The 26,421-nt window shown below is 65.3% G+C and carries 22 protein-coding genes; 10 read left to right on the top strand and 12 right to left on the bottom strand.

The genetic code is table 11. The features are described from left to right. Positions 1-62: 62 nt before the first annotated feature. From treZ to G3572_RS16975, 3 genes are all read right to left on the bottom strand, one after another. Positions 63-1,808 carry a malto-oligosyltrehalose trehalohydrolase gene (gene treZ / locus G3572_RS16965; protein ID WP_164614089.1) on the bottom strand — a complete coding sequence of 582 codons (1,746 nt, stop codon included), beginning with the start codon at positions 1,806-1,808 and terminating at the stop codon, positions 63-65. Positions 1,809-1,928: 120 nt separating this feature from the next. Next, positions 1,929-2,171 carry a DUF2934 domain-containing protein gene (locus tag G3572_RS16970; protein ID WP_205518772.1) on the bottom strand — a complete coding sequence of 81 codons (243 nt, stop codon included), beginning with the start codon at positions 2,169-2,171 and terminating at the stop codon, positions 1,929-1,931. A 127-nt stretch (positions 2,172-2,298) separates the two neighbouring features. Then, the gene (locus G3572_RS16975; RefSeq protein ID WP_164614091.1) at positions 2,299-2,814 is read right to left on the bottom strand and encodes a ferritin-like domain-containing protein; all 516 of its coding nucleotides are present in this window, start codon (positions 2,812-2,814) and stop codon (positions 2,299-2,301) included. Between the two features lie 149 nt (positions 2,815-2,963). Here G3572_RS16975 and G3572_RS16980 point away from each other — a divergent pair, with 149 nt between their 5' ends. Next, positions 2,964-3,215 carry a hypothetical protein gene (locus G3572_RS16980; protein ID WP_164614093.1) on the top strand — a complete coding sequence of 84 codons (252 nt, stop codon included), beginning with the start codon at positions 2,964-2,966 and terminating at the stop codon, positions 3,213-3,215. Between the two features lie 9 nt (positions 3,216-3,224). Here the strand turns inward: G3572_RS16980 and G3572_RS16985 are convergent, their stop codons facing one another. The 6 genes from G3572_RS16985 to G3572_RS17010 all read right to left on the bottom strand — a co-directional run bounded on the left by G3572_RS16985 (position 3,225) and on the right by G3572_RS17010 (position 11,207). Continuing rightward, complete coding sequence (locus G3572_RS16985) at positions 3,225-3,902, bottom strand: SGNH/GDSL hydrolase family protein (RefSeq protein WP_164614095.1); 678 nt, start codon at positions 3,900-3,902, stop codon at positions 3,225-3,227. 90 nt (positions 3,903-3,992) lie between these two features. Continuing rightward, a complete protein-coding gene (locus G3572_RS16990; protein WP_240335600.1) occupies positions 3,993-5,315 on the bottom strand; it encodes an NAD(P)/FAD-dependent oxidoreductase in 1,323 nt (440 codons plus the stop codon). After that, positions 5,305-6,807 carry an L-piperidine-6-carboxylate dehydrogenase gene (amaB, locus tag G3572_RS16995; protein ID WP_164614099.1) on the bottom strand — a complete coding sequence of 501 codons (1,503 nt, stop codon included), beginning with the start codon at positions 6,805-6,807 and terminating at the stop codon, positions 5,305-5,307. The genes G3572_RS16990 and amaB overlap by 11 nt, the downstream gene beginning before the upstream one ends. Position 6,808: 1 nt before the next feature. Further along, on the bottom strand, positions 6,809-7,840 hold the full coding sequence (locus G3572_RS17000; protein WP_164614101.1) for an ACP S-malonyltransferase: 1,032 nt from the start codon (positions 7,838-7,840) through the stop codon (positions 6,809-6,811). Next, the gene (locus tag G3572_RS17005; protein WP_164614103.1) at positions 7,837-10,029 is read right to left on the bottom strand and encodes a dehydrogenase E1 component subunit alpha/beta; all 2,193 of its coding nucleotides are present in this window, start codon (positions 10,027-10,029) and stop codon (positions 7,837-7,839) included. Before G3572_RS17005 ends, G3572_RS17000 begins: the two co-directional genes overlap by 4 nt. Next, positions 10,029-11,207 (bottom strand): pyridoxal phosphate-dependent aminotransferase, encoded by a 1,179-nt coding sequence (locus G3572_RS17010; protein ID WP_164614105.1) that lies wholly within the window; start codon positions 11,205-11,207, stop codon positions 10,029-10,031. Before G3572_RS17010 ends, G3572_RS17005 begins: the two co-directional genes overlap by 1 nt. Before the next feature lie 96 nt (positions 11,208-11,303). Here G3572_RS17010 and G3572_RS17015 point away from each other — a divergent pair, with 96 nt between their 5' ends. Next, positions 11,304-12,206, top strand: coding sequence for a LysR family transcriptional regulator (locus G3572_RS17015; RefSeq protein WP_164614107.1), 903 nt, complete (start codon positions 11,304-11,306; stop codon positions 12,204-12,206). A gap of 47 nt (positions 12,207-12,253) precedes the next feature. Here G3572_RS17015 and G3572_RS17020 read toward each other — a convergent pair whose 3' ends face one another. Both G3572_RS17020 and G3572_RS17025 read right to left on the bottom strand, forming a co-directional pair. After that, positions 12,254-13,378: a fumarylacetoacetate hydrolase family protein gene (locus tag G3572_RS17020; RefSeq protein WP_164614109.1), complete on the bottom strand. Its 1,125-nt coding sequence runs from the start codon at positions 13,376-13,378 to the stop codon at positions 12,254-12,256. Positions 13,379-13,461: 83 nt separating this feature from the next. Further along, positions 13,462-13,938: an Lrp/AsnC family transcriptional regulator gene (locus G3572_RS17025; RefSeq protein WP_164614111.1), complete on the bottom strand. Its 477-nt coding sequence runs from the start codon at positions 13,936-13,938 to the stop codon at positions 13,462-13,464. 140 nt (positions 13,939-14,078) lie between these two features. Between G3572_RS17025 and G3572_RS17030 the strand changes: the two genes are divergently transcribed. The 4 genes from G3572_RS17030 to G3572_RS17045 all read left to right on the top strand — a co-directional run bounded on the left by G3572_RS17030 (position 14,079) and on the right by G3572_RS17045 (position 18,572). Beyond that, on the top strand, positions 14,079-15,098 hold the full coding sequence (locus G3572_RS17030; protein WP_164614113.1) for a 1-aminocyclopropane-1-carboxylate deaminase: 1,020 nt from the start codon (positions 14,079-14,081) through the stop codon (positions 15,096-15,098). Between the two features lie 71 nt (positions 15,099-15,169). Continuing rightward, positions 15,170-17,566: a thiamine pyrophosphate-binding protein gene (locus G3572_RS17035; RefSeq protein ID WP_164614115.1), complete on the top strand. Its 2,397-nt coding sequence runs from the start codon at positions 15,170-15,172 to the stop codon at positions 17,564-17,566. A gap of 27 nt (positions 17,567-17,593) precedes the next feature. Further along, positions 17,594-18,085, top strand: coding sequence for a RidA family protein (locus G3572_RS17040; RefSeq protein WP_164614117.1), 492 nt, complete (start codon positions 17,594-17,596; stop codon positions 18,083-18,085). 13 nt (positions 18,086-18,098) lie between these two features. Beyond that, positions 18,099-18,572 carry a YbaK/EbsC family protein gene (locus G3572_RS17045; RefSeq protein ID WP_164614119.1) on the top strand — a complete coding sequence of 158 codons (474 nt, stop codon included), beginning with the start codon at positions 18,099-18,101 and terminating at the stop codon, positions 18,570-18,572. Here G3572_RS17045 and G3572_RS17050 read toward each other — a convergent pair. Next, complete coding sequence (locus G3572_RS17050) at positions 18,569-19,225, bottom strand: TetR/AcrR family transcriptional regulator (protein ID WP_164614121.1); 657 nt, start codon at positions 19,223-19,225, stop codon at positions 18,569-18,571. The genes G3572_RS17045 and G3572_RS17050 overlap by 4 nt on opposite strands. Before the next feature lie 161 nt (positions 19,226-19,386). Between G3572_RS17050 and G3572_RS17055 the strand changes: the two genes are divergently transcribed. From G3572_RS17055 to adh, 4 genes are all read left to right on the top strand, one after another. Further along, on the top strand, positions 19,387-20,532 hold the full coding sequence (locus tag G3572_RS17055; RefSeq protein WP_164614123.1) for an efflux RND transporter periplasmic adaptor subunit: 1,146 nt from the start codon (positions 19,387-19,389) through the stop codon (positions 20,530-20,532). 3 nt (positions 20,533-20,535) lie between these two features. Continuing rightward, entirely contained in the window at positions 20,536-23,628 is a 3,093-nt protein-coding gene (locus G3572_RS17060) for an efflux RND transporter permease subunit (protein ID WP_164614125.1), read from the top strand. Between the two features lie 108 nt (positions 23,629-23,736). Continuing rightward, a complete protein-coding gene (locus G3572_RS17065) occupies positions 23,737-24,702 on the top strand; it encodes a GAF domain-containing protein (RefSeq protein WP_205518779.1) in 966 nt (321 codons plus the stop codon). A 123-nt stretch (positions 24,703-24,825) separates the two neighbouring features. Further along, positions 24,826-26,346, top strand: a complete 1,521-nt coding sequence (adh, locus tag G3572_RS17070; RefSeq protein ID WP_164614127.1) for an aldehyde dehydrogenase — start codon at positions 24,826-24,828, stop codon at positions 26,344-26,346. The last annotated feature ends 75 nt before the right edge of the window (positions 26,347-26,421 follow it).

Here is a 26,421-nt window from a genome sequence, read left to right on the forward strand (position 1 = left end):
ATCCTTTCGATCCTGTTTCAACTGACCCGCCCGTGGGCGGGTCCATGCGCGCTTGCAACCCATCACAGCCCGCTTACCTCGATCGACAGCGCATAGGGGTCTGTTCCGGTGTCTCGCAGGGAAAACAGCGCGCCAGCTCTGTCCGGCTCTTGATCCGGCACCGCCCCGAGGTTGACGTGAAGCGTCAGCTTTTTCTCTTCAAATGCCCATGTAGCCCGCACAGACCGTGGCCCCGTCTGAACGACTTCGGCATTGGCTTGCGCACCCCCTGCCAGAAGCGGAACGACATGGGCCGCGCGCAGGCCAAGCAATTCCCGCGTCAGGGCGCGCCAGTGGGCAGCATGGGCCGCATCCGCTTCTTGCAGGCGCGACGCACGAAAGGTGGAAGGCGCAATCGGATCGGGCGGCGCTGTTCCGCCCGATGGCGATCCGAACTCGGCGACCCGCCCCTCACGCGTCATCTCCGCCAACTCGCCCGAATAGTCGGCGAAGAAGTAGAACGGGGTCGTCTCGCCTGCCTCGTCCCCCATAAAGATCATCGGGATGAAGGGGCACAGCATCAGCATGGCATAGGCCGTCTCCGTGGCCTCCTGCGGCACCAGCGTGATCAGACGCTCGCCCTGCGGCCTGTTGCCGATCTGGTCATGTGTCTGGATGGCGTTGACGAAGGCCGTCGGGGGCAGATGCCCCGAGGCCTCGCCGGGCGGGCTCGCCTTTCCACGGTCTTGTCCCTGCCGCACCTGCCCGTCGCGCAGGGCGAGCAGCAGATCGGCCATCGGATCGACAGCGACAGGGGCCAGATGCCCGTGATTTTCGCCGGTAAGCAGGACGTGGACGCTGTGATGGAAGTCATCATTCCACTCGGCATCATAAAGACCGGTGTCGCGCAAGAAGGTCACGTTGCGTTCATCTTCGAGGATCAGGTGGATCGGACGCCCCAGATCCAACCCGCGCACGGTTTGCCCGAGTTCCACCATGAAAGCGGGGTGCGTGTCATCGATGATTTCGTGCACCGCGTCAAAGCGCAGTCCATCCAGCCGATAGTCCCGCAGCCACATCAATGCGTTATCGGTGAAAAACTGCCGGACGGCGGGCTGCGAGAAATCAATCGCCCTGCCCCAGGGCGTGTGTTTCTCGCTATGGAAGAAATCGGGCGCAAGATAGGCGCCCTCCGATCCGAAGTGGTTATAGACCACGTCAAGAAACACCATCAGACCAACCGCTTGCGCCGCCTCGACAAAGGCTTGCATGTCTTCGGGGGTGCCATAGGCCGCATGGGGTGCAAAAAGCAGGACGCCGTCATAGCCCCAACCGCGCTGACCGGGAAAGGAAGCCACAGGCATGATTTCAATCGCGGTGAACCCCAGTTCCGCAATCTCCGCCAGTTTGGTGCGCGCGGCGCGGAAAGTGCCCTCTTCGGTGAAGGTTCCGATGTGCAACTCGTAAACCACGGCCTCATGCCACGGGCGGCCCGCCCATGGGGTTGTCCAACGGTATCCCGCCGGATCGGCCAAGGTAGACGCATCATGCACCCCGCCCGTTTGCCGCCGCGCCGCCGGATCGGGAATAAAGGCGCCATCGACCAGAAATCCGTAGCTGTCCCCGACCTGCGCGGAAAGACGCGCCTCGAAAAACCCGTCCGCCCCCTTCGTCATCGGCTCCGTCCGGTCGCCAAGTTGCACGGCCGCCGCATGGGCCGACGGCGCCCAGATGCGAAACCGCCACCGACCCGCTCCTTCCGGAACAGCGCCCCAGGCAAAATCATGTGAATGGTCTGATGCCAGAGCAGCAGCGGCATTTTGCGGCATGTGGCCGTTCCTTCTTAGCCCTTGACGCAACGCCGTGCGCAAAAGGATGCAATAGGGGCGAAACGCTCTAGGGGCGGCAGCGGTCGCCGGTTGCCCGCGCAGGCCGCCGCACCCCGCTTGTCAGTAGTTTCCCGGCGGGTCGCTGGCCGGAAAGGACTCGTCTGACTGCTCGTCCACGATGCTCCAGGTTTCGGGCGGATTTTTCATCGCCTTTTTTCCGGCAGGGCGCACCTGCGAAGCCTGCTCCACAGCGGCCTCGGCCTGGGCACGTTCCCAATGCTGCATCGCTTTGCCCTCTGGGCGTCCGTCCGCTTCCCACAGCGCATAAGCGCGTTCGCGGATCAGGTCCTCTCGGTGGTCCATGATAGCAACTCCTGTCTATCCCTGCTTGCCCCAACTGCCTGAAACAGCGCTTTGTTCCCCATCCCGCAAAATAATCGAGGCGGTGCATGACCGCCTCGACCTCTTGCTCAGGGGGGCATTGCGCCGATCAGATATCGGCCCGCTCGCCGCTGGCCCGCAGCGACATGTAGCGGCGGGTGACAGGCTCCAGCGTGTCGCGGATCGCGGCGGCCATCCGGCGCTCCTCATCCAGCGAATTTTCCAGCAGGGAAATCGCCGAGGTGGCCCCAGAGGCTTCGGCCATCGAGATGAGCGACATGTAGGACGCGATTTCGTAATGCTCGAAGGCAAAGTTCGCGAAAGAGTTCTTCAGGATCTCGTCATCGGCAATCGTGTGGCTCAGCGCCGCCATGCTGCCCGCGATGGACAGGGAGGCATCCTTGAGCCCGGAAGAGGTGGCATCAAGCGATTGCATCACCTCGTCAAGCCGCACGATCTGGCCCTCCGTCTCGTGCAGATGCCGCTCCAGCAATTCCGCCACTTGGGGATAGTGTTCCAGCCGGTTCAACTGCGGCTGGATGATGGACAGGGCCTGCTTTTCCATCGCATGGGCATTTCGCAACCCGACGATGAAGAGATCTTGCGCACTGGTGGTATCGGCCATGATGGACCTCCGTTTTGAGATGGCGGTCATAACGGGTGGCAGTCGGGTTTGTTCCCGCGGCCTGCGCACCCGGTGCAAAAGGCCCGATGTGGGAACCCCGAGGCAGGCTGGCGGATTGGTGTCACAGGAAGTTACCTCAGGAGCGTTTCATGGCCCAATCCCCCAAGACCCCCGCCACGCCCGTCGATGGCCCGCAAGATGACCAGGAGCCGGTCTTTGACAAGGCGCAGGACGACCTTCCCTGGCCACAGGACGAAACCCTGCCCGCCGATGACGAAGGCAATATCCTGCCGGGCAATGACCCGCTGGACGAAGACCCCAACGACAATGGCGACCAAGAGCAGTTTGATCCCGACGACATGCGCCGCAAGCGTCTTTTGGGTGAACCCGTGAAAGACTGAACGGCCCCGTCAGCGCGGTGTCCGCGCCGCGATCTGTCGGGCAAGATATCGGCCGATGACAGCTGACCCTTCAACCGAAGGATGGGTGTTGTCGGCCGCGAACAAGGACGTGTTGCTTGCGTCAAACACGTCCTCGCTATCGACAAAGAAGACGCCGTCCATCATCTGCGCATGCAAGGCAATGCGGCGCTCCAACTCCACAAGCCCCGGGCGGCAGCCCCGGAAAGACCGTGACTGCGGCGCGGCGTAATACCCGGCCCAGAGCACCCGCGCGCCACGTCCGCGCGCGGCAGAGATCAGGTCAGGGATCACACCTGTCCTGCCGTCTTTCGATATCAGCCGGTCTATCTCGGCCTCGCACCTCGTGCAGCCGCAGGTCAGGCCCAGATCATTGGCGCCGCCGTTCATGACCACCCAGTTCCAGCGCCCCGGCGGCAATTGCGCCGGAATGTTCAGCCCTCCGAACCGCCCGATGCCCCCGCGCCCCAGACGCGCGCCCAAAGCGGCATGGTTCACCACCTCGCGCCGCAATTCGGCACTGATCACGCGCCCCACATCGCCGCCCGCGCCCCTGTTCCACGCCAGAACAGAATCTCCGATCACAAGAATGTCGCCATCCGTCTGTCTGGATGCCAGCCCGCAGCCGCACAGAACCAGCACAAGGCACAGAACAGTCACAACACGCATCCGCATCCCCTGAACCGGGCGAACAGGCGGCAAAGGTAGGCGCAGACCGGCGAGGGGCAAATCAAACCCTTGTGGGGCGGGGCCTTCCGATCAGGCGCGGGATGACGCACCGGCCTGCGGCAGGCCAGCCCGCGCGCCAACGCTCCCCTGCGCCGCAATCGCATGAACGGCGCTTGCCCCCGCTTCGTAATAGGCGGCCCGCAGCCCGGCAAAGCCTTCGCGGTGCTGCCGAAGCGGATCGACGGGCAGCAGATCGGGGCGGTCCAGCAAAAGCGCACGGGCGGCCTGCGTGCCAAACACGGTTCCGGGGCCGATGCCGCGGCCGGAATATCCGAAACACGCATAGGCCTGCGGGCCAAAGGCCACGATCTTGGGAATATGATCGCCCGTCATCGCAATGCGCCCGCTCCAGCCATGACGGAACGGCAGGCCCGCAAGGTCGGGAAACAGCCGCGCCAGCTTGCGCGCCGCCCATGCGGCATGCACGCGCCCGGCCGGTCCATCCCCGTTGCCGATGCCGCCGATGACCAGACGGCCCGCCTGATCCAGCCGGAACGAGGACATGACCAGCGCGGTATCCCAACACCCTTCCCCACCCGCGAGGATAGAGCGGCGCAGCGGCTCGGGCAGCGGATCGGTCGCATATTGGCAATAGTGGACGCCGACAATCTGCGGCGCAAAGGGATCATGAAAACCCAGATGGTAGGCATTGGTGGCCACCAAGACATGACGGGCGCGCAGGCTCTGCCCGCGCGAGGTGACCTGCCACTGGCCCGCCGCACGCTGCAGACCGGTGACGGGGCTTTGCTCATGCACCTCCGCTCCGGCCCGCACCGCAGCCCGTGCGAGCCCGCGCGCGTAGGACAAGGGCTGGATCGTTCCGGCCCGCGGATCAAACAGCGCCCCATGAAAGGCGCGGCTTCCGGTGCGGCGCGCCGTCTCCGCCGCATCGAGAAGCCGCAGCGGCGCACCATGCGCCCTGCCTTGGCGATAGCGTTCCTGCAGGTCACGCAGTCCTGCGGGGGCATGGGCCAAGTGCAAGGTGCCATTGCGGGTCGCTTCGCAATCGATCCCCTCGCGCGCGATCAGGTCGAACACCCGCTGCGGCGCCTCGGCCAGCGTGTCAATCAGACGCTTGCCCCCTGTCGGTCCCATCCGGGCAATCACCGCCTCGGGTGGCAGCCAGAGCCCCGCGTTGACAAGCCCCACATTGCGGCCCGACCCGCCATGCCCCACCGTCTGCGCCTCGAGCACGCAAACCGAGGCTCCGTGCCGCCGCGCCTCCAAAGCGGCGGCAAGGCCGGTGAACCCGCCGCCGATCACCGCAAGATCGACCTCGCGGCTCGTCGCCAGTGGCGGGGCCGCGAAATGCTCGCGGCTGGAAGCCCGCCACAGATTGACCTCAGAACTCAAACCGGACCCCCTGCGCCAAGGGCAGATGTGCCGAATAGTTGATGGTGTTGGTCTGGCGGCGCATATAGCCCTTCCATGCATCCGATCCGCTTTCGCGCCCGCCACCGGTTTCCTTCTCTCCGCCGAACGCCCCGCCGATTTCCGCGCCTGATGGCCCGATGTTCACATTCGCGATGCCGCAATCCGACCCTGCTGCCGAAAGGAAGGTTTCGGCCTCGCGCAGGTTCAGCGTGAAAATGCAGGACGACAGGCCCTGAGGCACATCGTTTTGCAAGGCGATGGCCTCATCGAAGCTGTCATAGCCAAGTACATAAAGGATGGGCGCAAAGGTTTCCTCGCGCACGGTGTCGGTCTGGGCGGGCATCTCGATCAGCGCAGGTTCGACATAGGCACCGCCCGCAGGCACGCCATCGGTCACCACGCGGCCGCCATGAACGCGGCCGCCTTCGCCGCGCGCCTTCTCGATCTGCGCCAGCATCCGGTCGCGGCTGGCCGCATCGACCAAGGGGCCGACCAGCGTTGACCCCTTGCGCGGATCGCCGATCGGCAAGGAGGCATAGGCTGCCGTCAGCCGCCCGACCAGTTCGGCACGGATCGAGTTATGCACGATCAGCCGCCGCAAGGTCGTGCAGCGCTGTCCCGCCGTTCCCACCGCAGAAAACACGATGGCGCGCACCGCCATGTCCAGATCGGCGGACGGGGCCACGATCATCGCATTGTTGCCGCCAAGCTCCAGAATCGACCGCCCCCAACGCGCGGCAACCTTCGGCCCCACGATGCTGCCCATCCGCGTCGATCCTGTGGCAGAGATCACCGGAACCTCGCGCGATGTGACCAGCGCCTCCCCCACCGCAGGCCCGCCGATCACCAGCTGGCAAAGCCCCTCGGGGGCATCGTCACCAAACCGGTCCAGCGCGCGCTGCATGATCTTCATGGTGGCAAGCGCGGTAAGCGGTGTTTTCTCGGACGGTTTCCAGATCACCGGATTGCCGCAAACCAGCGCCAGCGCCGCATTCCACGACCAGACCGCAACGGGAAAGTTGAAGGCCGAGATCACGCCCACAGGCCCCATCGGGTGCCATGTTTCCATCATGCGATGGCCCGGACGTTCCGAGGCGATGGTCAGCCCGTAAATCTGGCGCGACAGCCCGACCGCGAAGTCGCAGATGTCGATCATCTCCTGCACTTCGCCCAAGCCTTCCGACGTGATCTTGCCCGCCTCCAGCGTCACCAGAGCGCCAAGCGCCGCCTTGGAGGCGCGCAACTCCTCCCCCAGCAGCCGCACAAGCTCGCCCCGGCGCGGGGCGGGAACATTGCGCCACGCCTTGAACGCGGCTTGCGAGCGGGCAATCACCGCTGGCATTCCGCCCGCTTCCGTCTCCTGCAACTGCGCGACAACCGCCCCGTCAATCGGCGATCGGACGGCCAAGGTGCCACCCGTCAGTTCGGCAGCCTGCAGCCCTGCTGCCTCGAGAATTTCGGCGTGGTCCATGTCAATCTCCTTTGGTGACAAGGCGGCGCTGGTCGTCCATGCCCATCGAGACAAGGACAGGGGCCGCAGTCTGCGCTGTCTGGAAGTCCGTCTTGGACCGCCAAGAGCGCCAGTTGGCGAGGATAAGGCTCTGCGCAACCGCGCCGCCCAATGTGGTGCCGGGGCCTGTGATGATGAACAGGTCGGGCGCAAACTCGCGCGCGGCATGGGTTATGGCCCGCGTGAAATCATACGCCTCGGTCACCTGATGGCCCAGCGTGTAATCCCATAGCGCCTGCGGATCGACCGCCCCCGGCCACCAGACATGGCCGCGCCCGTCGACGAGCGGCAGGTCGGGCTGCCCGAACAGCGCGGGCGACAGGCGGGCGCGGCCTTCGGCGGCAACCGGCGCCTGCAGGGCGGTGTGAAAGGCGGCGTGATTGGCAAGGCGCATGGGAAAGCGCCCCTGCACAGGGGGCACCGCCGCCTCGAACGCACTCAGCCCCGCCTCATTCCCCGCCAGCACCAGCATTCCGCCCAGATCGATCGACAGGCCAAGGCTATGGCCTGCACGCGCACCAATCGCCGCGACCAGAGCCAAAAGCTCGGCCTTGCGGGCGGCATCGGGCCGCCAGCTTTCATCGACGAAGGGATAAATGAGCTGACCGCCGATCAGCCGCTCCTGCATGAGCGTGCCCATCGTGTTGACCACGTCAAAGCCAGCCTCTGCCGTCAGCGCCCCCGCGCAGGCAAGCGCGGAATACCAACCCATCGAATTGCCGGTGACAGCCACCACCTTCACACCGGCCAGCGCGCGGAAATCGCCGAGCGTGCTGGCATAGATCAGCGCCGACGCATTGTCGCCACGGGTGTGACGCGCAACCGAATAGCTCGCGGCCCCGTCCAGCGCGCTCAGGCTCTCTTGGCCGGCGGCGGCCCTGCGTGCATCGAAATCCGCCAGCAGCGCGGCATCCTTGAAATGCCGTTTCAGATAGCCGAGTTCGGTCTTGGTATAGGTGCCCCGTCCGGGACAGATCACAACGGCGGTTTTCACTCTGCACGCTCCATCAGGGCTTTGGCGGCGGCAATGATGCTGTCGCGCGAGGGCATGGTGGCTGCATAGGCCGGGCCGGTGGCGATAAAGCTGTCGGTTGCCGTGATGCGGGCCAAGGGCGTGCCGGGCTGGCTTTCCGCGAAATGCGCCATCAGCGCTTCGGCCACCCCGCCGCTCTGGCGTGTCTCGTCGACGATCAAGATCCGCTTGGCGCCCGCCACAGCCGAAGTCAGCGCCGCAGCAGGCAAAGGGGAAAGCCAGCGCATATCGATGATCCGTGTGGCAATCCCCGCTTCGGCCAGCGCAGGTTCGGCCTGATGCGACAGGTAAGTGCCGTTGCCGAAGGTGACGATGGCCAGATCCGCGCCCGCGCCATGAACCCCCACCTCGCCCAAAGGAATGACCTGCGACGGTTCGGGATAGACGCGCATCCAGCCGCCATCCTTGTCATGATGCAGGTCGCGCATCGGATACAGCGCGATGGGTTCCAGAAACACCACCACCCGCTGCTCCTCCCGCGCAAGCCGCACCGCTTCGCGCAGCATCATCGCCGCATCCGCGCCGTTTGACGGACAGGCCAGGATAAGGCCCGGAATGTCCCGCAAGACGGCGACCGAATTGTCGTTGTGGAAATGCCCGCCAAATCCCTTCTGATACCCCAGCCCCGCGATGCGCAGCACCATCGGGTTGGTGTATTGCCCGTTCGAGAAAAACGGCAGCGTGGCCGCCTCGCCGCGCAACTGGTCTTCGGCATTGTGCAGATAGGCCAGAAACTGGATCTCCGGCATCGGCACGAAACCATTCTGTGCCATGCCGATCGCAAGCCCCAGAATCGACTGCTCGTCCAGCAGCGTGTCGATCATCCTGTCGGGGCCAAAGCGCGCCTGCAACTTTTGCGTGACGCCATAAACCCCGCCCTTGCGCCCCACATCCTCCCCCATCATCACGATCTCGCGGTGTGCAAGCATCAGGTCGGTCAGCGCCCAGTTGATGAGCCGCGACATGATCTGCGGCTCGGCCATCTGCTTCATGTCGCTACCGAAGGCCTCGGCGCGCGCCTCGGGCGTGGGGCCGTTGGTGGGCTTGCACGTCCGCCGCGGCGGGATGAGCGAGGCCATGACATCGGCAGCCGTTTTCAGACGCGGCCGGGTGACAGCCTCGGCGGCGATACGGGCCACACGGTCATTGGTGTCTATGTAAATCCTGAGCGCGGCATCCGGCGTCAGCGCACCCGATTGCGCCAGCCCCCGCACCATGTGTAGCAGCGGGTCCTGCGCCTCTTCCGCCTCCACCTCGGCCTTGCTCAGATAGGTGGTCGGCACATCGGCACCGGCATGGCCATAAAGCCGGATCGTGCGCACATGCAAAAACGCGGGCTTGCGCCGCAGACGCACGAACTGGGTGGCCTTGAGTGCGGTGGCATAGGTGTCAAAGATGTCCAGACCGTCACAAGCGAAATAGGCCAGACCGGGACGATGCCTGAAACTGGCTTCGATCCACCCCTCCGGCGTCTTGGTCGAGATGCCGATGCCGTTATCCTCGCACACGAAGAGCAGCGGCAGCGGCACGGCCTGATAGGCTGTCCATCCGGCTGCGTTGAAGGCCCCCTGGGCGGTGGAATGGTTGGCCGAGGCATCACCAAAGCTGCAATAGACGATGGCATCATCGGGCAATTCGGCATGTTCGGGCCGATGCCTGCGTGCCGCGCCAATCGCATAGGCCGCCCCCACCGCCTTAGGCAGATGGGAGGCGATGGTGGAGGTCTGCGGCGGAATGTTCAGCGCCTTGGACCCCAGAACCTTGTGCCGGCCACCGGAAATCGGGTCTTCGGAAGATGCCGCGAAGGACAGCAGAAAATCCCACGCGACCGACTGGCCCGGCACTTGCGCGGCGCGCGCGATCTGGAAGGCGGCATCACGGTAATGCAGGAAAGCCATATCGGTGGGCCGCAAGGCTGCGGCAATCGCGGCCAGACCTTCGTGGCCCGATGACCCGATGGTGTAAAACCCCTGCCCCGCCCGCTGCATCTCGCGGCTTTGCCGATCAAGCGCCCGCGAAAGGCAAGCCGCGCGGTAGATGCCGACCGCTGTCACCGCATCCAGCGGGCCATCGGGCGCGCGGCCCTGCGGAAAATCCTGTGCCGCGACACGGCGCAGGAAGTTGTCGTGAACGATCGCGCTGCGGTCCATCAGGTATCCCCGTTCAAAGCTCTGGCCAGGCGGTCAAGGCCCGTCTGCAACTCACTCTCGGCATAGGCAAAGGACAGGCGCAAGTGTCCGGGCAATCCGAACGCCCGCCCCGGAACGAGGGCCAGATCATGCTCGGCCAGCAGCCAATCGCAAAATGCAGCGTCTGTCGCATGGCCTTGGGCCTGCATCGCCCCCGTGATACGCGGAAAGACATAGAAGGCCCCATCGGGCGCGGCGCATTCGATGCCGGGCATCGCATCGAGTGCCGACACCACCAGATCTCGCCGTGCGCGCATGGCGTCACGCCGGACATCCAGCACCTCGGTCCCGCCCGTCAGCGCCGCTGTCGCGGCGGCTTGCGCGATGGAACAGGCCCCCGAGGTGACCTGCCCCTGCACCGCCCCCATGGCACGGATCAGATCGACAGGGCCGATCCCCCAGCCGATCCGCCAGCCCGTCATCGACCATGCCTTCGATACGCCATTCACCGTCAGCAGCCTGCCGCGCAGGTCCGGTGCGACATCGGCAAGGCGATGAAACGGGATGAAATTGAGATGCTCGTAAATCTCATCCGAAAGCACCCAGACCTGCGGGTGCCGCAGCAGCACCGCCTCCAGGGCCGAAAGTTCGGCAGGGCTGTAGATCGCGCCCGACGGATTTGACGGCGCGTTGAGCATCAGCCAGCGCGTGCGCGGCGTCAAGGCGGCCTCCAGCGCTGCAGGGGTCAGCTTGAAGCCGTCCGCCATTGCACAGGAAACGATCACGGGGCTGCCGCCTGCCATGCGCACGATATCGGCATAGCTCGTCCAGAACGGCGCGGGCATCACCACCTCATCACCGGCTTCCAGCGTCGCCAGCATCGCATTGGCGATCACCTGCTTGGCCCCGCAAGATACGATCACCTGATCCGGCCTCGCCTTGGCATCCGCTGCAATCGCCGCGCGCAACTCTGCCGTGCCAAGCGTGGGGGTATAGCGTGTCTTGCCGTCCGTCGCAGCCTTGTGCGCCGCCGCGATCACCGCCTCGGGCGTCGGAAAATCGGGCTCTCCTGTCGACAGGGCCACCACATCATGCCCCAGCGCCTTGCGCGCAGCCGCGCGTTCGGAAATCTGGACAATCTCTGAAATCTCCAGACCCCGGATACGGGCAGCGCGGTGAAACTCTGGCGAGTCGAGCATTTTATGACCTTATCCAAAGGAATTGGCCCCTAGCATAGCTGGCCATGCCCGCAAAAATGAGCAAGGAATGGGTCATTACCTTGGAGAAAAACTCACATGATCGCCCCAAGACGCTTTTTGCCATCCGTGAGTTCGCTCCTCGCGCTCGAAGCGGTCGACAGGCTCGGAACGGCCATCGCAGCGGCAAGCGAGCTGTCCCTGACCCATTCCGCGATCAGCCGACAGCTCAAGGCGCTGCAAGACCAGATAGGCGTCGCGCTTTTGCACCGCGACGGCAAAGGGCTCGCACTGACGCCTGCGGGCAAGGAATATGCCGCCTCGACGCGCGAATACTTGCAGCATCTGGCCCGCGCCAGTCTCAAGATACGTGCGGCGGGCGAGCAAAGCAGCCTGAACCTCGCGGTGCTGCCGGCCTTTGGCACCCACTGGCTGCTGCCGCGACTCTACCGCTTTTCGGCCCAGCATCCCGACATCACCGTAAACCTCGGCACGCGGCTGGCCCCCTTCGACTTCAGCCGCGAAGGGTTTGACGCGGCGATCCATTTTGGCGCCCGGAACTGGCCGGGGGTCGATTACCTTGCGCTGGCCAGCGAAGAGATCATCCCCTCCGCCGCCCCCTCCTTGGTGCCGCAGGCCCCGCTTGCCCCGCGCCAGTTGCTGGACATGCCGCTGCTGCACCTCGAAAGCCGCCCGGGCGCGTGGGAAGACTGGTTTGCCCGCCACGGCTGCGATGCGGGGCATCTGCATGGCATGCTGTTTGACCAGTTCACCCAGATGGCCGAAGCAGCCGCCCTCGGCTTCGGAATCGCGCTTCTGCCAAGGTTTCTGGCCGAAGCCGAGTTCCGGTCGGGCCGGCTTCGCCCTGCCGTCACCGGCTTCACGACGGTGGACGGGCGCTACTTTGCGGTTTGGCCACAAATCCGCCCGCCCAGCCGTGCCTTGCAACAGTTGCTGCACTGGCTGGAGCAGGACAGCCAAACCGTGCAAGGCCCGGGCTGACCGCTCAGGCCCTGCCCGGCGCCGCCCGCCGCTTTCGCAAACCGCCCTTACAACAGCCCGCGCGCGGCAAGGTTGGTCATCAGGGCCCGCGCCCCGAAAGTCCATTCGGCGCAGCGGGTCGACAGCGTCACGCGGTTGCGCAAGGTGCCAAGCGCCTCCGAGGAAATCGTGACCACATCGCCAAGATGGTGCGTGAACCCCGCCCCCGCCTCGCCACGGTCCTTTGTGGGGGCAAACAGGGTGCCCAGAAACAGCATCAGCCCGTCCGGATACTGGTGGTGCCGCCCGATGGTCTGCGCAACCAGATCCTCGGGGTCGCGGCTGATCTGCGCCATCGAGGATTGTCCTTCCAGAACAAAGCCATCCTCTCCCTCCACTCGCAGCGCGAGTTCGGCCTTGCGCACATCCTCCAGACCGAACCCTGCATCGAACAGGCGGATGAAGGGTCCGATGGCACAAGACCCGTTGTTATCCTTGGCCTTGGACAGCAGCAGCGCCGAGCGCCCTTCGACGTCGCGCAGGTTCACGTCATTGCCCAGCGCCGCCCCCACGATCTGCCCGCGTGATGAGACCGCCAGCACGACCTCGGGCTCGGGATTGTTCCACTTCGACACGGGGTGCAGGCCGATTTCTGCCCCATGCCCGACAGAGGACAGCACCTGCGCCTTCGAAAACACCTCTGCGTCAGGTCCGATGCCAACCTCCAGATACTGGCTCCAGAGCCCTTCGGCGATCAGGGCCGCCTTGACCGCCATCGCCTCGGCAGACCCGGGCCTGATGTTGCGCAGGCTGTCACCGATCGCGGCGCCCACACGGGCGCGGATGGCTTCGGCCCGCGCCGGATCACCGCTCGCGCGTTCCTCGATCACGCGCTCCACCATCGACCCGGCAAAGGTCACGCCGCAGGCCTTCACCGCCTGCAAATCGCACGGGGCCAGCAGATGCGGCCGCCCCATATCCCCGACAGCCGCCGCCATCAGATCTTCGAGCGTGCCGATATCCCGCCCCTCGGCGGATTGCACATATCCCGCAGGGTCCTCCATCTCGCAGATGTCGCGCACCAGAGGCGCCGCGCGGCAGGTGATGTCGATCACCCGGCCCTGCCGCAGCGTGATGACCGAAGGGCCGCCCGCCTCTGGTGACCAAATCCGTCCGATCACTGTTCCGTCCATGGCCCTGCCTTCCCGCGTTGCCCGATCTTTGCCGCAGGTTGCGACACTCTGCGCAGGGCATCAACCCTCTGCGGCGCCAGACGCTAGAAAGACAAAAGCGCGTTGTCCTTCACTTCCTTGAGCACAAAGAAGGTCCGGATCTGCCGCACCCCCGGCAGGGAAATCAGCTGCCGCCCGTGAAGCAGGTTGAACCCCGCCATGTCGCGGACCCGTATCTTGAGCAGATAATCGAAATCGCCCGCGACAAGGTTGCAGTCCAGCACTTCCTTCATCGCGCCCACCGCCGCCTCGAATGCGGCAAAGCTTTCGGGGGTCGAGCGGTCCAGCACCACCCCGACCATCACCAAGGCACCAAGCCCCACCGCAGCGGGGGCAACCTGAGCACGGATCGCGGTGATATAGCCTTCGTCCAGCAGGCGCTGCGTGCGGCGGTGGCAGGTGGGGGCGCTGACATTCACCAGTTTGGCAAGATCGGCATTGGCAAGACGCCCGTCCTTTTGCAGCGCCCGCAAAATGTTACGGTCGATTCGGTCGAGATCACCTGTTGAGGATTCTTTCAATTAAGTTACCAAATCTTGATTCTGTCTAATGTTCATACGGCTTCCATAAAATAAAAGAAAAAAACAAGCCACAACTATGAAATCGCGTCATCGCGCCTTCCTGTTACGCTGCCTGCAAGGCGAAACACAGGAGACCCCGCATGTCGCTTCTTGAAAAATTCGAACGTTATCCGCTGACCTTCGGCCCCACGCCCATCGAACACCTGCCGCGCCTGACCGAGGCTTTGGGCGGAAAGGTGCAGATTTACGCCAAGCGCGACGATTGCAACTCCGGCCTTGCGATGGGCGGCAACAAGCTGCGCAAGCTGGAATACATCGTTCCCGATGCGATCAAATCGGGGGCCGATACGCTTGTCTCGATTGGCGGCGTGCAGTCCAACCACACGCGGATGGTGGCGGCAACGGCCGCCAAGATCGGCATGAAATGCGTCGTGGTGCAGGAAAAATGGGTGCCGCACTTCGATGCCGTCTATGACCGCGTCGGCAACATCCTGATGACGCGGCTCATGGGGGCAGACTCGCGGCTTGTCGATGATGGCTTCGACATCGGCATCCGGCAAAGCTGGGAAAACGCGATCCAGTCGGTGAAAGATGCGGGCGGGGTCCCCTATCCGATACCGGCAGGGGCCAGCGTCCACAAATATGGCGCGCTCGGCTATATCGGATTTGCCGAAGAGGTCGCCGCGCAGGAAAAAGACCTCGGCTTCACCTTCGATTACATCGTGGTCTGCGTGGTGACAGGCTCGACACAGGCGGGCATGATCGTGGGCTTCGCGGCGCAGGACCGCGCGCAAAGCGTCATCGGCATCGACGCCTCCGGCACGCTCGAGCAGACCCGTGCGCAAGTCCGGCAGATCGTTGACAACTCGGCGGAACTGGTTGGCCTTGGCCGCAAGGTGCGCGACGATGAAATCGTCATCAATCCCGACTACGCCTACCCCGCCTATGGCGTTCCGTCGGACGAGACGAACGAGGCCATCCGGCTTGCGGCCCGGACCGAGGCGATGATCACCGATCCGGTCTATGAAGGCAAATCGATGCAGGGCATGATCGATCTGACGCGCAAGGGCTTCTTCCCCGAAGGCTCAAGGGTGCTTTACGCCCATCTGGGCGGCGCACCAGCGCTTAACGGCTACAGCTACTACTACAAGGAAGGCTGAACGCCCCCGCCCCGCGCCCCGGATCGCCCGCACATCGCGGGCGATTTTCCCCCATCCAGCCGGAGACCGCCATGACCGAAAACAGCACCCCCCTCAAGACCCTTGAACAAAGGCTGCTCTGGTTGTCGCATTGGATGATCCACCACGCCAACCACGTGCGGCCAAAGGTGGACGGGATCAAGATCGGCGGGCATCAGGCGTCATCGGCCTCCATGGTGTCGATCATGACGGCGCTCTATTTTCACGCGCTGCGCCCCGAGGACCGTGTGGCGGTCAAACCGCATGCCTCGCCGGTGTTCCACGCGATCCAATATCTCATGGGGCGGCAAACCCGCGAGAAAATGGCGAACTTCCGGGGCTTGGGCGGTGTGCAAAGCTACCCCAGCCGCACCAAGGACACAGATGATGTGGATTTCTCGACAGGCTCTGTCGGGCTTGGCGTGGCGATCACTTCCTTTGCCTCCCTGGTGCAGGATTACATCTGGGCAAAATCATGGGGCCGCGATCTGCCTCTGGGTCGCATGGTCGCCTTGGTGGGTGATGCCGAGCTTGACGAGGGCAATATCTACGAGGCGCTGCAAGAGGGGTGGAAGAACGATCTGCGCAATTGCTGGTGGATCGTGGATTACAACCGCCAGTCCCTTGACGGGATCGTGCGCGAAGGCTTGTTCGCGCGGGTCGAAAAGATTTTCGACGCCTTCGGCTGGGATGTGGTGCGCGTGAAGTACGGTGCCTTGCAGCGCGCCGCCTTTGCGGAACCGGGCGGCACCGCGCTGCGCGACTGGATAGATGCCTGCCCGAACCAGGATTATGCGGCGCTGACCTTCATGGGCGGGGCGGTCTGGCGCAAACGGCTGCTGGATGATCTGGGCGATCAGGGCGATGTATCGGCGCTGATCGACAGGCGCACCGATGCCGAACTGGCGGCCCTGATGGAAAACCTCGGCGGCAACTGCGTCCAGACGATGGCCGAGACATTCGACGCAATCACCTCTGACCGCCCGACCTGCATTCTGGCCTATACGATCAAGGGCTGGGGAACGCCGATTGCCGGACACAAGGATAACCACGGCGGCCTGATGAACCCGACCCAGTTCGCCGCGTGGCAAAAGCATATGGGGGTGCCGCAGGGCGCGGAATGGGAGCGTTTCGCCGCCGTGAAGGACGTGGCCGCGCTCGAGGCCTTTCTGGCGCGCGTGCCGTTCTTCGCCAAGGGCAGCCGCCGCCATGCCGATGCCAGACTGCCCGTTCCCGCCATCTCCGGCGATGCCGAGCGCGAGGTGTCCACCCAAGCCGCCTTCGGCAAGATCCTTGACGCCCTCTCCAAGGGGGACAGCGCCTTGGCCGCGCGCATCGTCACCACGTCGCCGGATGTGACAGGCACCACCAGCCTCGGCCCCTGGGTCAACAGGCGCAAACTGTTTGCCCGCAAGGCCCAGTCGGATGCCTTCATCGAACATCGCATCCCCTCGACCGCCAAGTGGGATTTCACCCCCGAAGGCCAGCACATCGAATTGGGCATCGCCGAGATGAACCTGTTTCTGCTGCTGGGCGCGGCGGGCCTGTCGCACAGCCTGTTCGGCAAGCGCCTGTTTCCCATCGGCACCGTCTACGACCCCTTCGTCCATCGTGGTCTCGATGCCCTCAACTACGCCTGCTATCAGGACGCCCGCTTCATGATCGTCGGCACCCCTTCGGGCGTGACGCTCGCACCCGAAGGCGGCGCGCACCAATCCATCGGCACCCCCCTGACAGGGATGTCACAGGACGGTCTCGCAGCCTTCGAGCCCGCCTTTGCCGATGAACTCGCCGTCATCATGGAATGGGCCTTCGACTATATGCAAAGATCGGGTGACGGTGATCCGGACGAGCGGACATGGCTGCGCGACGAAACCGGAGGGTCGGTTTACCTGCGGCTCTCGACCAACCCGATCGATCAGCCGGGCAAACGCCATGACGATGCCTTCCGTCAGGGGGCGATCGATGGCGCCTACTGGCTGCGCAAACCGGGGCCGAACTGTGATGTCGTGATCGCCTATCAGGGCTGCATCGCACCCGAGGCGATTGCCGCTGCCGGCCTGCTTGGCGGGCATCGGCGCGATGTGGGCGTGCTGGCCGTCACCTCGGCAGACCGTCTGAACGCAGGCTGGACAGCGGCCCAGCGCGCCCGCATCAAGGGCAGGCCCCATGCCCGCAGCCACATCGAAACCCTGTTGCGCGACCTGCCGCGCGACTGCCTCCTGTTGACGGTCATCGACGGCCATCCGGCCACATTGGCATGGCTCGGCGCGGTCTGCGGCCACCGCACCGTCGCACGGGGCGTCGAGCATTTCGGCCAGACCGGCACGATCGGCGATCTCTATCGCCATTTCGGAATCGACCGTCACGCGCTGGCGCAAGCGGTTCTGGCGCTGTCTGCGGGCCATAGGTCCGGTCTCGCGGCGCTGCAAACCGCATTGCCCGGCTGATCCGTTTGCCAAGGAGTGTCGCGCACCATGACCCATCCGGTCGAACAGCGGTTGCAAAGTCTGAACCTCCGGCTGCCGGATTCGCGCCTGTCAGGTCCGGGGCCAGACTGGCTGTGCCTCGGTGAATGGCTTTATGTGGGCGGCCAGCTTTCCTGTGACAGCACGGCGCTGATCGCGGGCCGCGCCGGAGACGACCTGTCGGTCAAGGCAGCCAGCCACGCCGCCCGCCAGTCTGCGCTCGGGGTTCTGGCCCGGATCGGCGCGGCGCTAGAGGGCGACTGGCACCGCTTGCGCCAGATCGCGCGCATCACCGTTCTGGTCAACGCTTGCCCGCAGTTTCCCGATCTCCAGACCGTTGCGCAGGCGGCTTCGGACCAGTTTTCCGCACTCCTCGGCCCCAAGGGAACCCATGTGCGCAGTGCCGCCTGCGTGGCTGGCCTGCCACACGGCGCCGCCGTGCAGATTGACGCCGTCGCAATGATCCAGCCTAAATCCGACACCATCGGCTATTTTCCATGAAGGATGACCGCGCATGAGCAGCAGCGTCGAACGCGTCGAGCGTGCCCTTGAACAGGCCGGGCTGGTTCCCCGGGTGCGCGCCCTGGCCCAGTCCACCCGCACCGCGCAAGAGGCGGCAACCGCGCTGGGGGTGGTCGTCGACCAGATCGCCAAGTCGATCATCCTCGAGGCATCAGACAGCCAGCACCTGCTTCTGTTCATCACCGCAGGCGGGAACCGCGTCGATCTGGCCAAAGCCGCCGCCCTCGTCGGCGGCGCGGTGCGGCAGGCCAAGCCCGAGGCGATCCGTCAACGCACCGGATTTGCCATCGGCGGCGTTGCCCCCGTCGGCCATCTCGAACCGCTTCCGACGTGGATGGATCAGACCCTGCTTTCCTTTGCCTGCGTTTGGGCGGCAGGGGGAACGCCAAACCACCTTTTCGAGATCGCCCCCGACCGGCTGGCACAGATCGCCAACGCCACGACTGCCGATTTCGCAGAGCGCTAGCCGATGCCCGCGCCAGAGGTCGGCTGACCCGCGCTTGGCTGTGTCAGGATCGCGCGGCTCACGGTCAGCAGATAGCTCCAGTCATCGATCTGTGCGCTGGCCACGCTGACCTTGTTGTCTATCGTCAGGAAAGAATGACCGTGGACAAAGGTCCACAGGATATAGGCCCGATACAGAACCTGCGGATCGTCAGGGGACAGGCGCTGATGCGCCGCGACCGCCCCCACAACCACGCCAAAGCAACCCTCGCCCTTGGATTGCAAATCGGGCGCGTTTTCATGCCCTTCGGTCAGCCCGAACACCAGCCGGAACACACCCGGCTCTGTCTTGGCAAAGGTCACATAGGCAAGCCCGACAGCCGCCACCGCCTCGGCAGACCCTTCCGGATAGCGGCCCGCTCCGGCTTCCATTTCGGCCCGCAGCCTGTCCATCGCTTCGCTGCACACCCCGCGCAAGATCTCCGCGCGGTCCTTGAAATGCTTGTAAGGCGCGGCCGAACTCACTCCGGCCCGCCGCGCCGCCTCGGCAACAGAAAACCCGTCGGGGCCGTGGGTTTCCACCAAGGAACGCACGGCAGAGATAAGTTGCGCGCGCAAGTCGCCATGATGATAGGCGGCCCGTGTCGGCGCGGTCTTGGCTTTGGCGTCAGGCATTGGACAGAGCTTTCGGTCAGCGCGGCTTTGCCTGCAAAGTTAGCAACTCTCACTTTTCAGGACAAGGGCGCGCGGAATCGCTTGCCAAAGTGAGTATCACTCACATATGTAAGAATCACTCACATTAAAGACCGGACCCGCCCAGACAGGGGGAACACACGATGGCCGCACATGAATCCTCTCGTTTCCGCAAGGCACTGCGCCGCGCGATGACCCCATTGGTGACAATCCTTGTTTTCGGCATCGCAGGGGCCACAGGGCTGGCCGGATACGCGATGATCGCCCGTCAGGGCGGAGAAAGCGACGGGCAGCAAGCCCCGCTTACGCCCGTCGGCGTCATGCGCGTCGCCCCGAGCGACGGCTACACCATCACCCGCCGCTTTACCGGACAGGTCGAAGCCGCCACACGGGCGGATCTCGGCTTTGAATTCGGCGGGCGCATCACCGAACTGCTGGTGGGCGAAGGCGATCTGGTGACCGAAGGCAGCATCCTCGCGCGGCTCGACATCAGCGCCCTGCTGCCCGAACGCGCCGCGCTGGAGGCTGAACTGGCAGCATTGCAGGCAGATGCAGAACTGGCCCGCCTCACCCTTGCCCGCAACGACAGCCTGACCGAACGCGGATTTCGCTCGGTCGCGGCGCAGGATGAAGCGCGCTTGCGGCTTGTCCGGCTCGAGGCCGGAATGGCCGCCCTCCGCGCGCGCATTGCGGGCGTCGATGTGCGGCTGGAAAAATCGGTGCTGCGCGCACCTTTTGCCGCGCGCATCGGACAACGGCTGGCCGATCCGGGGCAGACGGTGGCAGGGGGGCAACCGGTGCTGGTGCTGTTCGACGCGGCCCCGCCCAAGGCCCGCGTCGGCCTTCCGGCGCAGATTGCGGCAAGGCTCCGCGTGGGTGACAGGCTGCAGGTGGACATCGGCGGCACGGTGCAGGTCGCCCAGCTGATCCAGATCCGCCCCGACCTCGACCCCGGCACGCGCAGCCGCTCGGTGATCCTCGGCCTTCCGGGCGAAAAGGCTGCGGTGCTCGGTGATACCGTCGCGCTGCTTGTGGCGCAGCAGGTGGCAGAGCCGGGCTTCTGGGCACCGCTGGGGGCGCTGCGGGAAGGCGCGCGCGGAAGCTGGTCGGTCATGGCCGTCGAGACGACGGCGGACGGCGACCGCACCTTGCCTGCCGCAGTCGAGGTGATCCACACCGACGGCGCGCGCGTCTATCTGCGCGGCCTCTTGCCAGCGGGCGGGCGGATCGTGGCAGAGGCCCCCGCCCGTGTCACCCCCGGCCAGATCATCCTTGCACAGGCGGAATAGATCATGGGCACCCTGTTCTTCCGCCAGCCGCGCCTTGTGATCCTCGCCTGCCTCGTCATCCTCTCGTCAGGCCTTTCCGCACTTTTCTCTATCGGGCGGCAAGAGGACCCGACCATCACCAACATCTTTGCCACCGTCACCACCGTGTTCCCCGGCGCTGATCCGGCCCGTGTCGAGGCCTTGGTGACCACCAAGATCGAAACCGAACTGCGCGCCATTCCCGAAATCGCCGAAGTCACCTCGACCTCGGGAACCGCAATCTCGGTGATCTCGGTCGAACTGGTCGAGACCGTTCCGGCCAACCAGATCGAACAGCTTTGGGCGCAGGTGCGTGACGCGGTGAAAGAGGCGCAGCGCAGCTTCCCGCCCGGCGTGCAAGAGCCGGATTTCAACAGCGATGGCGCAGGCGGCTATGCGGCGATCTTCGCGCTGACCTTTCCCGAGGGCCTCAGCCTGACCCGCGCCGCGCGCGAAGCCGAGGCGCTGGCCGATGCGCTGCGCCGTGTGGCGGGCACCAGCCTCGTCGACCTGCACGGGCTGCCGGACGAAGAGGTTCTGGTCACGCTCGACCCCGACCGCATCGCCGCGCTGGGGATGACTCCCGATGCCGTCTCTGCCGCCATCCGTGCCGCCGATGCCAAGGTCCAGTCCGGGCGCCTGCGGGCAGAGACCAGCGATCTTGTCCTCGGCATCACAGGCGAAATCACCTCGCTTGACCGCCTGCGCGCCGTGGTGCTGCGCGAAGATGCGGCGGGCAGGCTTACCCTGCTCGGCGATGTGGCGCAGATCACCCGCGGGCCCCGCCAGCCGCTGTCCGAAGCGGCGCTGTTTCGCGGACAACCTGCAATTCTGGTGTCGGCCAAGCTCACCGACGGACTCCAGGTCGATCGCTGGATGGCAGACATGCGCAGCGCCGTGGCAGCACAATCGGCAGCCCTGCCCTGGGGAATGTCGGTGCAAACCGTGTTCGATCAAAGCCGCTACACCGCCGACCGGCTGGCAGAGGTGGGCGTGAACATGGCGCAGGGGATCGCCTTGGTCGTGATCGTGCTGTTTGTCACGCTGGGCTGGCGCGCCGCCCTGATCGTGGCGCTGGTGCTGCCGGTGGTCTCGCTCGCATCGGTTGCCACGCTCAATGCCTTGGGGGTGCCGATCCACCAGATGAGCGTGACCGGCCTGATTGTGGCCTTGGGTCTGCTTGTGGATGCCGCCATCGTGATGGCGGACGAAGTCGGCAAGCGCCTGCGCGCGGGTCTCACGCGGCTTGCGGCAGTGGCAGAGGCGGTGGGCCGGCTGTCGATGCCGCTCTTGGCCTCGACCATCACCACCATCCTGTCCTTCTTGCCATTGCTGCTGTTGCCGGGTCCGGCGGGCGATTTTGTCGGCTCTATCGCAACGGCGGTGATCGTCATGCTGGTCTGGTCCTTCCTCGTCGCCATCACCATCACCCCTGCCCTGTCGGGCCTGTGGCTGCCGCAGACAGGCGCTGAAGCCCTGCGCCAAGGTCCGATGGTGCGCGGCTTTCGCGCCTTGCTGGCGCTGTCGATGGCCAATCCCTTGCGCAGCATCGCCCTGTCACTGGTGCTGCCCGTTCTCGGCTTCGCCGCGCTGCCCCTGCTGACACCCCAGTTCTTTCCGGGGGTTGACCGCGATCAACTCCACATAGAGGTGGAATTGCCCCCCGGCACCGGCATCGGCGAAACCCAGCGTCTGGTCCGCCAGATTGACGCGGCCTTGGCTGCAAAAGACGGAATCGCCGATGTGGCATGGGTGGTCGGGCGATCCGCACCGGCCTTCTATTACAACATGGTGGGCAACCGCGATCAGGCCCCCGCCTTTGCCCAAGCGCTTGTCCGCACGCAAAGCCCCGCCGCGACCGAGCGTCTGCTGGCCGATCTGCAGCACACATTGCCGCCCCGCTTTACGACGGCGCGCTTTGTCATCCGTGGCCTCACCCAAGGGCCGCCCGTCAACGCGCCCGTGGAACTGCGCCTCGTCGGGCAAGACATCGACGCGCTGCGCCGCGCGGGCGAGGACCTGCGCCACCATCTCGCCCGCGTCTCATCGGTCACCACGGTGCGCACCGAGATTGCGGGTGGAACGCCGAAGCTCACCCTTGCGGTGGACGAGGCCCGCGCCCGTCTCCTCGGTCTCGATCTGGGGCAAATCGCGCGGCAGATGGAGGCGGGCCTCGAAGGCGTGACGGGCGGATCGCTGGTCGAAGGCACCGAAGAACTGCCCGTGCGCGTGCGCCTTGGTGCGGGCCTGCGCGAAGATCCGGTGGCGATCGGCGACATGCCCATCCTGCCCCCCGCCGCCCCGCAGATCGCCGCCAGCGGCGCCTTCCCCGCCGTGCCCCTGTCAACCCTTGGCACCCTGCGACTGGAGCCGTCACAAAGCACCATCACCCGCCGCAATGGCGAGCGCGTGAACACGGTGCAGGCCTATCTGATGCCGGGCGTCCTGCCTGCGGTCGCGCTGGCCGAGGCGATGGCGCTGCTAAAGGCCGAAGGTTATGCCCCGCCCGCCGGACTTCGCCTCGAAACCGGTGGCGACAGTGACGCGCGCAATAGCACGGTCAAGGCGCTGGTGGCCCCTCTTGGCCTCATCATCACGCTTTCCATTGCCGTCGTGGTGCTGACCTTCAACTCTTTCCGGCTTTCGCTGATCGCCTTTGCAGTGGCAGGGCTGTCGGCGGGGCTGTCGATGCTTTGCCTTGCGCTCTTCGGCTATCCCTTCGGGATCAATGCCATCATCGGCGTGATCGGGTCCATCGGCGTGTCGATCAACGCGGCGCTTGTGGTGCTGTCCGGCCTTCAGGACGACCCGCGCGCCCGTGCGGGGAACCGTGACGCCATGATCGATGTGGTCGCCGGATCGACCCGCCACATCCTTTCGACCACCGTCACCACCGTGGGGGGCTTCCTGCCCCTCATCCTTGGCGGCGGCGGGTTCTGGCCCCCCTTTGCCATGTCCATCGCGGGGGGTGTGGCGCTGTCGGTGACGCTCGCCTTTGCCTTCACCCCGCAAATGTTTGCGCTGACCCTGCCGCGGCGCAGGGTCGGCAGCACGGCCTCCGCGCCTGCCCTCGGCTGATTTGCCAAAGACCGGAAGCTGCGCCCACCAAAGCACTAGACCGGCCGGCAAAATACCTGTCGCCTCGTCGTGGCAGGGGCGTATACTGGCGCGGTGGAGGGACAGGTGCTGCCGGATGTTTCCAAACATGTCGCGCGCGTGCTCGAAACCGCAGCGGACCCGTCCGCCGCGGTGAAATCCTCGCTGGCCGCGTCCTGGCGCAGGTCCCTGACCCATCATGGCCTCAATCCCGGCGAGCGTGCGGGCGTGCGCCGTTTCGATGCGACCGCCCTGCGGGAACGGCGCGATCGTTCCGCGTCGATGGTGGCACTGGCCATGCCCAAGCTGGATGCGCTCTACCAGTTGGTCGGCAGTTCTGGCTGCGGCGTCCTGCTGACCGATGCCGAGGGCGTCGTGCTCGACCTGCGGGTTGCGGCGGGCGATCTGGCCACCTTCGAAGCCTGGGGCCTGACACCCGGTGCGGATTGGTCCGAGGCATCGGAAGGCACCAACGGGATTGGCACCTGCATCAGCGAGGCGCGCCGCGTCATCATCCACCGCGAGGATCATTTCCACGCCCGCAACACCGCGATGAGCTGCATGGACGCGCCGATCTTCGGGGCCGAGGGCGAATTGATCGGCGCGCTCGATGTCTCGTCGGCGCGGGCCGATCAGACCGCAGGCTTCAACCGGCTGATCGCGGCGATGGTCGCCCAGACGGCCCGCCAGATCGAGGCGGAAACCTTTCGCGCCGCCTTTCCCGAGGCCCGCATCCTCGTCGCGGACGCCGAAGAGCGCGACGCGGCAACCCTGCTGGCGGTGAATGGCGATGACATCGTCATCGGCGCAACCCGCGCCGCGCGCAAGGCGCTGGGTCTGGCTGCCTCCGGCCCCGTCCGCCCGATGCCAGCCTCCGATCTCATTGGACGCAGCGAGGGGCCGGCCGGCTTTGACAAGGCCGAGCGTGCCGCGATCAACCGCGCCTTGGCCCGCGCCGGCGGCAATGTCTCGGAGGCCGCGCGCGAACTCGGAATAGGCCGCGCGACCATGTATCGCCGCATGAAACGCCTCGGCATCGGCGAAAACCTGTCCTGACCTGTCTCAGACCTGAGACACCCGCCCCCGCCACGAGACCTTGGTCGGGCTGACATCGCCCACCGCGTGCCGCAGCCTCCAGGCACACCCGGTGGAGGACCGGGCAGGTTTTGGAGGACCAGCATGAACCAGATGACCCAGGCGGAATACCGCGTCACCTCGCCGTTCCGCGCCCGCTACGACAACTTCATCGGCGGCACTTTCGTGCCCCCCGTCGACGGCACCTACATGGACAACATCACGCCCATCACCGGCGCGAAGGTCTGCGAAGTCGCCCGTTCCGGCAAGAAAGACATCGACCTCGCCCTCGACGCGGCCCATGCCGCCAAGGACGCATGGGGCAAGACCAGCGCCGCCGAGCGCTCGAACATCCTGCTGCGCATCGCCGACCGGCTGGAAGCCAATCTCGACCTGCTGGCCGCCGCCGAGACATGGGACAACGGCAAGCCGATCCGCGAAACCACCTTCGCCGATATTCCGCTTTCCATCGACCATTTCCGCTACTTCGCAGGTGTCCTGCGCAGCCAGGAAGGCACGATGTCGGAAATCGACCATGACACCGTGGCCTATCACTTCCACGAACCGCTCGGCGTTGTCGGCCAGATCATCCCGTGGAACTTCTCGATCCTGATGGCCGCGTGGAAACTTGCTCCGGCGCTGGCAGCGGGCAACTGCATCGTGATGAAGCCCGCCGAACAGACCCCCGCCGCCATCATGGTGCTGGCCGAACTCATCGCCGACCTGCTGCCGGCGGGCGTTCTGAACATCGTCAACGGGCTTGGCGCCGAAGCGGGCGACGCGCTGGTGCGTTCGGGCCGCATCGCCAAGATCGCCTTCACCGGATCGACCGCGACGGGCCGCAAGATCATGGAGGCCGCCACCGTCAACCTGATCCCTGTCACGCTCGAACTGGGCGGCAAGTCGCCCAACATCTTCTTCTCGGACGTGATGGCCGCCGACGATGCCTTCCTCGACAAGGCTGTGGAAGGCTTCGTGCTCTTTGCCTTCAACCAGGGCGAGGTCTGCACCTGCCCGAGCCGCGCCCTGATCCAGGAGGACATCTACGAGGAATTTATGGCCCGCTGCATCGCCCGCGTAAAGGCCATCCAGCAAGGCGATCCGCGCGAGATGACAACGATGGTCGGCGCGCAGGCCTCAAAGATGCAGCATGACAAGATCATGTCCTACCTTGCCATCGGCCGCGAGGAAGGGGCCGAGGTGCTGGCCGGCGGCGGCGCCGCGCACTTCAACGGCGATCTGGCGGGCGGGTTCTACATCCAGCCCACGATCCTGAAAGGCCACAACAAGATGCGGGTGTTCCAGGAAGAAATCTTCGGCCCCGTGGTTTCGGTCACCACCTTCAAGGACGAAGCCGAGGCGCTCGCCATCGCCAATGACACGATGTATGGGCTCGGGGCCGGTGTCTGGACGCGGGACGGCACCCGCGCCTACCGCTTTGGCCGCGCGATCGAGGCAGGGCGCGTCTGGGTCAACAACTACCACGCCTATCCCGCCCACGCGGCCTTTGGCGGCTACAAGCAATCCGGCATCGGGCGCGAGACGCACAAGATGATGCTGGACCATTACCAGCAGACCAAGAACATGCTGGTCAGCTACAACCCCAACAAGCTGGGCTTCTTCTGACCCCGCCCCGACCGGCTTGCCAGACCGGCCGCGCAACGCGCGGCCGGTTTTTCCTTGCTCGGTGCCATATCCGCC

It is taken from the genome of Pseudotabrizicola algicola, from assembly GCF_010915705.1.
In the GTDB taxonomy this organism is placed as follows: domain Bacteria; phylum Pseudomonadota; class Alphaproteobacteria; order Rhodobacterales; family Rhodobacteraceae; genus Pseudotabrizicola; species Pseudotabrizicola algicola.